We start from the raw sequence: 10581 nt of genomic DNA, 5'->3' as shown, positions 1-10581 counted from the left end.
GTGCTCAACCGATCATCCCGCAGCGCGTCTGCATGCCCCGCAAACGAGCCTTCGATCCGGTCAAGTACAAGCTGCGCAATCGCATCGAACGGACCATCGGTAAACTCAAGCAGCTACGCCGTATCGCCACACGATACGATCGCATCCCGCAAAACTATCTCGCTAGCCTATGCCTCGCTGCCCTCAGCTTCTGGTGCTGAATGTCGATTCAGCCTAGACTCGATCCAGTTCAGATTGAACCGGATCAAGTCTAGATTTTGTCCGTTTTTCGTGATTTCCGAGCCGGCAGATGACCTCCATCTGCCTCGAAATCACTCTAATCGTTCTTGCAGGTGGCCTGGCCGCCAATCAGGCGCTGCCACCTCGCGCCATCTATGAAATCGCATCTCGCACGGCGACCGCGTTCAGCGAGCGAGACGCCCGGTCATGACCATGCAGATCGTCGCCAGCAGCGCGATGCCCATGAAAGCGGCCAAGCCCGTATAGACGTGAACCCCGCCCACATCGACGATGAGCTTGTAGGCGACGGGTGTCAGAAACACGCTCACGAAGGTCGCACTCCCGAACAGGCCGGTCGCGGTGGCCACGTGCGCGGGTGGGACCTTGCGGATCAATCGGGAGACGAGCAGCGGCGAAAGTATGCCCGATCCCACGCCCGTGATCGACAGTCCGACTATAGCGACCGCCGAACTGGCGGCGAGGGACGTAATCACCGTCGACGCTGCGAACGCCAAAAACACCAGCACGAACTGAAGGCGGTCGTCGAGCAGTCTTGCTATCCAGCCATAGCCGAAGGCGGTCACGGCACAGAGAAAAGCAGATGCAGAGATTGCCACGCCAACCTGCGCCGGATCGCTCATCCCCAGTCGGGAGAGGACGAAGGGTCCCTCGATCGACGACCCGTAGACGACCATGAAAATCCCGAGCACCAACAGATATGTCGGCAGGGTGGCGAGCCACGGAAAGCGCACCGCTGGAGCGGCGCCATCGAGCGGCACTTTCCGCTCACCCATCGAGCTACTCATGAGGACGACAGGAACCAGGACAAGCGTCCAGAGATAAGTCAGGCTAGCGGTACGCCACCCGAATTCACGTGCCAGCCACCCGCCCAGCACAAAGCTTGCGATCGCCGTCGTGGCCGCCATCGCATTGGCGAAACCGAGCAGCCTCGCGCCCGAGCGCAGGTCGAAATCCGCCGCGCGCGAGAGTGCCAAGGCGCTCAGAAGTCCGCTGGCGAAGCCCAGCACGACACGCGAAGCGATCAGGCTGGCGCTTCCGGGTGCCACGAAGCCGAAACCACCAGTCAGCGCGTAGAGCAGTAGCGACGCGATCATCAAAGTCTTGAACCCGAACCGATGCACGAGCAGGCCAGCGAGCGGCGCGGCTACGATGATCGAGAGCGACGGCGTGACCAAGATCATCTGCGCCATGAACGCGGCGTTGACGCCTGATCCGAATTCCCGCGTCATTTGCGGCATCGCCGAGACCATGGCGTCGGCGGTAATGGCGTTGAACGTCGAACTCGCGACCACCAGCGTCATGGTAGCGACTTTCGCGCGGCTCAACGCCCGATCCTCGTCCTCCATTGCAGACGCTCGGTTTGGCAAATCGCTCTCCTCGATGACCTGAGCGATCGGTATCGTCATGCGAGCCCTGGCCGCTGCTCGTGTTCCGGCAGCAAGCGGCTCCTCACTTGCCATCCGCCATGGCACGACCTGCTCGTCGTCCCGACCACACGCAATCTGCGAGTGAAAGTCCGCTGACATAGTTGTTCGATGGTATGCCAACCGCCGATCGGCCGGCGGCATAAAGGCCGGGGATCGATTTGCCGTCGCGCCCAAGAACACCACCGGTCTTCTCGTCGACGCTCAATCCTCCGGTCGTCAACGACGTGATCGGGCTGACCGGCATTTCATGTGCGAGGTTTATCGCGTAGAACGGCCCATCGCCGAACGCTTGGCGACAACCGTCGCTCTTCCCCATCGGATCTGGCGCACCGGTCCGCGCCGCTTCGCTGTACTCTGCAACCGCGCGAGCCATGTTCGCGGGCGGTACGCCCAATTTTCGCGCGAGACCGTCGATCGTGTCCGCCTTCTTTGCGCTGCGTTGCGCCTGCTTGACGGGAAACTGCTGAAAGGCGAACAACTTGCCCGAATTCACCTCGGCCAAGGCCGCATCCCAGATCGCTTGATCCACGACGAGCCAGGCCCGCCCGTCCGAAATCTCGTAGATCGCGCGCGATAGGTGCGCGCCATATTCTTCCTCGTTGGTGATCCGGTCGCCGGTGTAGCCGATGACGACGCCCTTCGTCCAATCATAGGGCGGATTTATAAACCGCCAGGCGGAGATCTTGTCGAGGTGCGCGGCGACGCCGCCTGCCGAAGCGCCGAGCCGAATCCCCGCGCCGTCGTCGCCGAAGGAGCCGATCGGCAGAGACTTTAGATAGCGCGGGGCATATCGCGACATCATCCCGCGGTTGCGGATGAAGCCGCCGGCTGCGATCACCACCCCTTGGCGCGCGCGGAAGTTGCGGCTGCTGCCGCTTCCTTCGGCCGCCCGGAACGCCTTGGCGAACGGTCGGTCGAGGCCGATGACCTGAAGCGCCAGCTTCGACGCCAAGGTGACCGAGCGCTTGTGGATTGCCGCGGCGAGACCACCCAGCACGCTGGCCTGGATGCCGACGACGCGATTTCCGTCCATCACCAGACGCTTCGCGCGCGTCTGTTCAAGAACCGTCACGTTGGGATGCGCCCTGACCGTCTGCTTGACGGCCTCCATCAGGTACCAGCCATTGTCCGCGCCTTCGACGAAACCGCCATGCGGCTTCTTCCCGCGCAGGGGGGGCGCATCCGGGACAAGTGCGGGATTCTTGGTTCGGTGACCGCGTTCGGCCGGAGGATGCTTGCCGATATAAGCAGGGACGGTGCCGTTGTCGGAATAATAGAGATAATATTCGGCGGTCGGGTGCGACGTCTTCTTGGGGGCCTTCGGGCCGCTGAAGTGGACCCCGCAGCGCTCGAGAAAGGCCAGCGTTTCAATGCTGTCTTCCGCAAATTGCCGCACGGTATCGTCGGTGACCAGGCCGTCCACCTCCTTGCGTAGATAGTCCGCCATCGCCTCCGGATTGTCCGACACGCCGCATTCCTGCTGAACATGCGTTCCACCGCCGGCATAGACGATGCCGCCGCTCACTTGGCTGGATCCGCCGCCCTGAAAGCGTTCAAGCAGCAGAACCTTCAGACCGTGTTCCGCCGCTTCCAGGGCGGCGCTGGCCCCGGCGAGGCCGAAGCCCACGACGACGACGTCATATTCCGCATGCCATCTGTCGATTGCGCTGGCCTGCAGGGGGCTTTCGATCTTGCTTGACGCTGCGTCGCGTAGTTCGGCGAGTTCCGGTCCGAAGGTCGCATGGGCGGCAGTTGCCATCTTAAAGGATCTCCCTGTTGCTGCTGGGCCGCGCGACATGTTCCGCAGCCAGTATACCGAATGTCATCGCCGGACCGAGCGCGGCGCCTGCGATCGGGTAGAAGTCGTATGTGACCGCGCATCCGACCCTTTGGGTCTCCGGGACCTGCGTTTATGGCCACATAATCAGCATGGACCTCCGGAGGGGTTCCGACAAACGGAAAGCCTGCCAGGCTCCCCGTCACGCATAGCTGACGATATCACTTTTTTGAGCCTCCCTTACTCGGAGGGGGGCGGGCTTATCCCATTCCTTGCATCTCATGCTCCTTTCCCCCGATGTCGTTCCTCCAGAAAGAAAGAAAGAAACCCTGCCCGGCGAGACGGGCAGAGTTTCTGGCTTGAGGGTTCTATCTAGAACTTAACGGAAACAGTCATGCCATAAGTGCGCGGATCACCCCATTTGCAGGCGGCATAGCCGATGCTGTTGAGATTGTTCGAGCAAAAGAGCTTGTATCTTTTGTTGGTGATGTTGGACGACCACACTGCAAGCGAGAAGTCGGATCCGAACAGTTCATTGAAGGACAGTCGCGCACCGAACGTACCGAAACTGGGCGTCTGGTAGATCCCCTGCACTGCAAGCCCCTTGGTCTTGCTGCGATAATAATAGTTCGCGCTGAGCTGCGTCTTAGCGAAGCTCTCGGGGATGAAATCCGCGTTGAGTGTGGCCGATGCTGTGAGGTTCGTACGGGGCACGCCAGCGAATTCCACACCCTGCAGATTAACACCACCCGCGAAGTTGATCGGGTTGGAGTTAGCTACCGGAAGCGCGGGGTTCGTCGGCTGCGGAACGACCGATCCCTTGCCGTAGCGCCCGACCTGATAGGAATAGCCGAAGTCGAGCTGGAGCTGGGGGAACGGCTTGATCGTGCCCTCCACCTCGACACCCTTGATCGTCGCCTTGCCGACGTTGAGGACCAGCAGGTCAGTGAAGGTGCCGCAAGCAGCAGGAATCGCTGGATTGGCGGCCGTATTCGAACAGAACTGAAGGATGTCCTGCGTCTGGATATCCTTATACTTGCCGATGAAGCCTGCAATGTTCAGGCGGTAGGGGATCGAGCCGAGCTCGCCCTGCCGCTTGAGGCCAAGTTCGAAGTCGGTGATCTTCTCGGCGCCGAACAGGCCGAACTCCAGCAGGCGCGTCGTCGGGTTGGGGCTGCCCGCTTTGAAGCCGCGGCGGGTGGCAAAGTAGAGCAACGTGTCGCGTGCGGCCTGATATTCGAGCGAGCCGGTCCAGGTGAGCGCCTTGTAGGTCCGGTGGGAGCTGAGATCACACCGCGTGCCGTTATTGACCGCGACGGCGTTGCCAAGCGTACTATTGAGCTCGTTACAGGAGGATTGCGGAATGCTCGGCCCGAACTTCTGCAGCTGATTGTTGCTTGTGCTGAAGAAGTTTTCAGTGATGTACGACTTCTTCTCACGCGTATAGCGCAGGCCAGCGGTCAGCCGCACGCCTTCAAGGCCAATCCCGCTGAAGTCGTACGTCCCCTGTGCGAACACAGCGGCCGACTTGCCCGTATCGTCCAGCTGCTGATGGCGGACCGGCCGCGGCCCATAGAAGGACGCCGGACCAACGACAAAGGTCGAGTTGACCGACAGCAGGTGCTTGCGATGCGAGTAGAAGGCGCCTGCGATGAAGTCGAAATTCTCCATCTTTGCGATAAGCTGAAACTCGTCCGAAAAATATCTATACTTATTAAAATAGTAAGTATCGTTATTTGTGGCCTGTCCGCTAATCACGCCGGCAGGAGCGCCGAGCAGCGGGCCGACGTCGAAGGTCATGCCCGACAGGCCCGACGGATCCTGATGATCGTATGCCCTCTCGTAGCGATAGCCGAATATGTTCTTGAGCGTGATTGAGTTGCTCACATCGAAGCTGGTCGTGTTCGCCAGGCCGTAAACATTGGATCGCGCGGCAAAATGGCTGAGTGCGGGATAAACGGCCTTTGTCAGGACGTCGCCGAAGTGAGTATTCGCAACCGACCGGAACGGATTGCCTTGTCGAATGAGCAGGCCGTTAGCGGTGTCGATCAGAGGTGTTCCGCCGCCCAACGCGCTTTGCTGCGTCACCGCCTGCTGCGTGATGCCGCGAAAAAAGTTGCCGGCTAGCGGCGCTGCCTCGATCAGCGACGGCGTTGGGACCTCGTCGCGATGGATATAGTCGATGGTGGTTATGTTCTCGAAAACGTCGGTTGGCTTCACCAGCAGCGTCGCCCGCCCGCTCTCGTTGCGGCGGTCGTTGAGGTTCTTTTGTCCTGGGCTCAGATTCTTGAAGAAGCCGTCCTGACGCTCGATCCGCCCGGCGATGCGCAGAGCGACCTTTTCGTCTACCAACGGCACGTTGCCCATGACCGTGCCCTGGACCCGGCCGTAATTGCCGACTTCCACCTCGAACTTTGCCTCCGGGACAAACTTGGGCCGGCTCGTGGTAAACAACATGGCGCCGCCCATCGAATTACGGCCGAACAAGGTGCCCTGTGGGCCCTTCAGCGCCTGCACGCTCTCCAGGTCATATAAGGTGAGGCCGCGCGTACTCTGCGGCACGCCATTCACGTAGGTGACCACGTTCTCGTCGGTGTTCAGCACCTGACGCTGGCCACGGATAATAAACTCGGGCTGTGACGGGAATGTATTGCTCGGCTTGATCTGCAGGTTGGGGACGCTGAACTGCAGGTCGTTCGTGGCAGTGACATTGCGGCGCTGGAGCGCCTCCGCCGGCAGCACGGTAACAGCGACCGGCACGCGCTGCAAATTCTCCTCGACCCGGCGTGCCGTGACCACAATTTCTTGGATGCCACCGCTATCTACGGCAGTCGGCGTCTGCCCGGCGTCTTGCGCAATCGCGGCTGAACCGCTCATGGCGACAGCGAGTGCCGATGCTGTCGTGAGTATCTGAATATGTTTCATGGAATCCTCCCCGTCTGGATTCAGCGCAGATGTGAGGCGCCGTATATTGATGCGATACGCTATATTGCGACAAAGCATTTTCCGCGATTTTTCGCGCGAAGCTATCTGCAAGCTGTGCCTGGTTTGGCCTTCGTCCGAAAGGACTATCAGCTGCGCTCCTGCTGGCGGATGATGCCAGCCGTCGATGTGGGTACCCCTTCAGGCGAGGGCGCGTGGAACAAAGACCACGCAAGTGACAAGCAGGGCGCCCTGCGGAGCAAATCGCATGGAGGACCAGTTTTCACAAGGCAGACCACGGACGGCGGCGACTACGATGCACGATAGCGGTTTGGGGCAAACCCCACCGGGAAGCGATCCACCAAAAATTGTGATGATCCGTGAGGCCTCGCCAAGCCCCATAAGTCGGCCTTGCTCCATGCAGGCCGGTCAATTTCAGTTCAATTACCGGTCCTGTTCTCAGATCCCGGTTTAGCGCCGCTGGCACGGAATCATCCCGAGCTCATCGTGCCAGCGGCGGGCGTCGTCCGGCCCAGGGCCGTGCCTGCTCAAGTTGCCCTGCAAGGCTTAACAGCAGACCCTCGGCGCCATAGCCGCCGGAGAACATCATGCCGATCGGAAGCCCGGCGGACGACCACGCCAGCGGCACGGACATGCTTGGCAGCCCGGTGCCGCTGTAAAGCGAAGTGTAGGCGCCGAAGGGCATGACATGGCGGTTGTAGGTCTCCTGATCGTTGGACAGCGGATCAAGCAGTCCCTGACGCAGTGGCAGCGTTGCCAAGGTCGGCGAGAGGATGACGTCGAAATCACGGAGCAGCTCGGCGACAGCCACCGCCGCCTCCTGCATCGTCTGGTTGGCGCGGATCACCTCCCAGCCTGACACCTGCATGCCGATATCGTAGATGAACAGGGTGCGCGGCTCGACAATTTCCGGTCCGACCGCAATCCCGGTCTGCTTCGCGCGCTCGGTCAGGTTCGCGGCGGTCGAGGCGGCCATGATCGCGAAAAACGCCTGGTTGAACGCATCGCCGTCGACTGCCGGCGCTGCCTCGGTCACCTGGTGGCCCAATTCCTCGCACAGCCGCGCTGTCTCCAGGACGGCGGCCTCAATGTCCGGATGGGCTCTCTCGCCTGCCAGCGGCCTCACCTGCAGCGCGATGCGCAGCCGGCCGGGGTCGCGGCCGACTTCGGCGAGAAAGGCCCGCGCCGGTGCGGGCGCGTCATAACGTGCGCCTGATTCGATGCCGTGGGTGGCGTCGAGCAGCGCCGCGCTGTCGCGCACGCTACGCGAGACGACGTGCGAGCATTTCGCTCCGATCCAGCCCTCGGTCCGCGGCGGGCCGAGCGGGATGCGCCCGCGGCTGGGCTTCAGGCCGAACAGTCCGCAGCAGGATGCCGGGATGCGGATCGATCCGCCGCCGTCGGTCGCATGGGCAGCGGGCAGCACKCCCGCCGCGACTGCCGCCGCGGATCCTCCGCTGGAGCCGCCGGCAATGTGGTCCGGATTCCACGGGTTGCGGGTGGCGCCATGCAGCGCCGTCACCGTGCTGGGGGTCATGCCCAGTTCGGGGGTGGTGGTGCGCCCGAAAGTCACCAGCCCGGCGGCACTGTATCGCCGCGCCAGTTCGGAAGTCACAGTGGCGCGATTGTCGCGGAAGAACGCGCTGCCTTCCTCGGTGATCTGGCCGCCAATGTAGATGTTGAGGTCCTTCAGCAGCCACGGCACACCGGTCAGCGGCCCGTCCGGAAGACCGCGAGCGATGTCGGCGCGGGCGGCCTCGTAATGGCGCTGGGCGATGAAGTTATATGTGGGGTTGAGCGTTTCCGCGATCTCGATCGACAGCTCGAGCATTTCGGTAGCGGATACTTCGCCGCTTTTCACCATGCGGGCGACGTCCAGGCAATCGTGCTCGAAAAAGAAATCCCTCACGTGCTCCTCCCTGCTTGTGGCCGGACGGATGAAGCGCGACGGCGCGGCCCGATGGCCTGCTCCCGGCATCGCTACCCCTGGTCGCCCAAGCCATATCCCTTTTTCGCCGACCTTCTGGCTCACTATCGGAACAGCGGGGCATGATCTGATAGGAGGGCAGCAACATAGGTCGGGATATTGCGCAATAACACTCATTCTGTCTGTCGGATCATTTACCGGCACGGGTGTCCCGTCGATCAGCCCACCCACCCGTTTACAAGGCTTGCGCGCAGACGATCATCGATGGTGGAATCGACATTTTCTTAGGCGGGACGCCCGAATCTGCCATGTAGAGCATGCGATCGGGCCCCAGCGCGACGTCATTGGGGAAGAGGACGGCGCGCGTGCCGCCATGGTCGATACGCGCCAGTAACCGGGGGTTCGGTGAAACGCGCACCAGTGATTGGCCCTGCCCCCGCCGGCCAGAAGCAGCCGTCGCAGTCTATCGCGAGCCCGTTCGATTGCCGCCAAGCTGACACAGGATTCGCGCGGTACCGTCGGCAACGAAGAGCAGCTGACGCCGCGCTGCTTTGAACTCTAACCTGTTAGGACGTGGCGGGCGCCGCTTCGAGGAATTAGCGGGGTGGCCGGGACGAGGAGATTGGAATTGGGCGGACTAGCGGTCGTCATCGGCGTACGAGGTTTCGGCATCAACTGCGCGCGCCGGCTCGGACGGGCGCGGCGGCTGCTGATCGGCGATTTTGACGCTGCGGTTCTGAAAGCGAAGGCTTCCGAGCTTGCAGCAGACGGCTATGATGTCGATTCCAGCCTGATCGATGTGTCGGACCCAGCTTCGGTCGAAGCCTTTGCCGATCGCGCAAGCGGCTTGGGCAATCTGGATTGCCTGTTGAATACCGCCGGCCTAACGCCCCGCATGGCAGATGCCGAGCGCATCTTGGACGTTAACATGCTCGGCACGATCCGGGTGATGGACGCATTTCTTCCACTCGTCGGCAATGGCTCGGTCGGTATCTTCATCGCCAGCAATGCCGCATATTACACGCCCGTGCCGACCGAGGTCGAGCGCGCCTTCGCGGTGGCGCCGGCCTCTGAGCTGATTGCGATCGCCAAGCGGGTCGAAGGCTGGGAGACCGGAATGGGCGCTTATTGGCTTGCAAAGCGTTGCAATCAGCTCCGCGTGCAAGCGCTGGCGCCTGCCTGGGGTATGCGCGGCGGCCGGATTCTTTCGGTGAGCCCCGGCATCATCGCGACACCAGGCATTGCCTTCGAGCGTAACGCGGGCTCACCCGTCGATGATGCTATCGCAGCGCAGCCCATCCGGCGGCTTGGGCTATCGGAGGAAATCGCCACTTGCGTCGAGTGGCTGGCTAGCCGCGACGCGGCCTACGTCACCGGCACCGACCTGTTGATCGACGGAGGCATGGTCGCGGCGCTCCGCTGGGGCAATCTGGCGACCGGAAACCCGCTGGACGCCGGCTGAAAGCTTGGGGAGAGGAAGATGTCAGACGAAAGCAGGTTGGCGGCGCTCGAAGCGCGGTTGCAGAATCTTGAGGATCGCCAGGCGATCAGAGACTGCGTAGTTCGCCTTGCGCGCGGAGACGATCGGCTCGACAGGGAACTGTTCCTCACCGTCTTCCACCCTGACGGGACAGACGACCACAAGGGTTTCAATGGCACACCCGACGAATTCTTTGACTGGATCTACGATACTCATAAGCGCTTCCACAAGACGACGCTGCACCATCTCACCAACCAAAGCTGCGACATCGACGGCGACACTGCCCACACCGAGACATACTGGATATTTTCCGGTTCGAACGTCGACGGCAAAAACAGCATAAGTTGGGGCCGCTATCTTGATCGGCTCGAGAGGCGGGACGGTCACTGGAAGATTGCCTTTCGCTATGCGATCATCGAGGCGATGTGTCTTGTCGAGGGCGCGCCCCTGCCTTTCGCTAATGCGCCAGATCCCTATGCAAGCGGATTGCCGAGCCAGACGCGATCCGATCCGTCCTATCTGCGCCCCCTTCTGAACCGGAGGGCTCGCCTCGTGCCGGCGCCGGGGTCAGACTACGAATGAGCAGCCGCTTGGCCATTGGAGAGAGGCCATGCTGTTTCCGAGTGCGCGGGAACTGAGCCGCGGAGCCGAACGCGCAACCGGGCAAACCGGTTGGGAAACGGAGCACAGCGGCACCCCGTTCGAAGCGCTCGAACTGCTCGCTGGAGCGCGCGCGTCCGGCAGCGGCGTGAGCCGTCTTTGACTAGGCCGAAGGACGCCATGGCGT

The 10581-nt window shown here is 61.9% G+C and carries 7 protein-coding genes and 1 pseudogene; 4 read left to right on the top strand and 4 right to left on the bottom strand.

Features of this window, described 5'->3' with window-relative positions; all coding sequences use genetic code 11:
* Positions 1-200, top strand: a pseudogene (locus AC1DPF_RS15470) (IS5/IS1182 family transposase); the annotation flags it as partial.
* Between the two features lie 204 nt (positions 201-404).
* Here the strand turns inward: AC1DPF_RS15470 and AC1DPF_RS15465 are convergent.
* The 4 genes from AC1DPF_RS15465 to AC1DPF_RS15450 form a co-directional block, all read right to left on the bottom strand.
* Positions 405-1646, bottom strand: a complete 1242-nt coding sequence (locus AC1DPF_RS15465; RefSeq protein ID WP_477872589.1) for an MFS transporter — start codon at positions 1644-1646, stop codon at positions 405-407.
* Between the two features lie 43 nt (positions 1647-1689).
* Positions 1690-3426: an FAD-binding protein gene (locus AC1DPF_RS15460; protein WP_477962239.1), complete on the bottom strand. Its 1737-nt coding sequence runs from the start codon at positions 3424-3426 to the stop codon at positions 1690-1692.
* 390 nt (positions 3427-3816) lie between these two features.
* Positions 3817-6369 carry a TonB-dependent receptor gene (locus tag AC1DPF_RS15455; RefSeq protein WP_477962237.1) on the bottom strand — a complete coding sequence of 851 codons (2553 nt, stop codon included), beginning with the start codon at positions 6367-6369 and terminating at the stop codon, positions 3817-3819.
* A gap of 499 nt (positions 6370-6868) precedes the next feature.
* Positions 6869-8296 carry an amidase gene (locus AC1DPF_RS15450; RefSeq protein WP_477872595.1) on the bottom strand — a complete coding sequence of 476 codons (1428 nt, stop codon included), beginning with the start codon at positions 8294-8296 and terminating at the stop codon, positions 6869-6871.
* 646 nt (positions 8297-8942) lie between these two features.
* Here AC1DPF_RS15450 and AC1DPF_RS15445 point away from each other — a divergent pair.
* The 3 genes from AC1DPF_RS15445 to AC1DPF_RS15435 are packed head-to-tail and all read left to right on the top strand — an operon-like array spanning position 8943 to position 10557.
* The gene (locus AC1DPF_RS15445) at positions 8943-9776 is read left to right on the top strand and encodes an SDR family oxidoreductase (protein WP_477872597.1); all 834 of its coding nucleotides are present in this window, start codon (positions 8943-8945) and stop codon (positions 9774-9776) included.
* Positions 9777-9794: 18 nt separating this feature from the next.
* Entirely contained in the window at positions 9795-10376 is a 582-nt protein-coding gene (locus AC1DPF_RS15440; protein WP_477872599.1) for a nuclear transport factor 2 family protein, read from the top strand.
* Positions 10377-10404: 28 nt separating this feature from the next.
* Positions 10405-10557 carry a hypothetical protein gene (locus AC1DPF_RS15435; protein ID WP_477872601.1) on the top strand — a complete coding sequence of 51 codons (153 nt, stop codon included), beginning with the start codon at positions 10405-10407 and terminating at the stop codon, positions 10555-10557.
* The last annotated feature ends 24 nt before the right edge of the window (positions 10558-10581 follow it).

This window comes from Rhizorhabdus sp. P4_G6 (assembly GCF_056401045.1).
Note: the sequence above shows the minus strand (reverse complement) of the source record. Positions and strands in the feature narration are given on the sequence as shown.

Excerpts from the sequence above, each read along its gene's own strand:
- AC1DPF_RS15465 (WP_477872589.1), bottom strand. The coding sequence starts at position 1,646 with ATGACGATACCGATCGCTCAGGTCATCGAGGAGAGCGATTTGCCAAAC.
- AC1DPF_RS15455 (WP_477962237.1), bottom strand. The coding sequence starts at position 6,369 with ATGAAACATATTCAGATACTCACGACAGCATCGGCACTCGCTGTCGCC.
- AC1DPF_RS15435 (WP_477872601.1), top strand. The coding sequence starts at position 10,405 with ATGCTGTTTCCGAGTGCGCGGGAACTGAGCCGCGGAGCCGAACGCGCA.
- AC1DPF_RS15460 (WP_477962239.1), bottom strand. The coding sequence starts at position 3,426 with ATGGCAACTGCCGCCCATGCGACCTTCGGACCGGAACTCGCCGAACTA.
- AC1DPF_RS15440 (WP_477872599.1), top strand. The coding sequence starts at position 9,795 with ATGTCAGACGAAAGCAGGTTGGCGGCGCTCGAAGCGCGGTTGCAGAAT.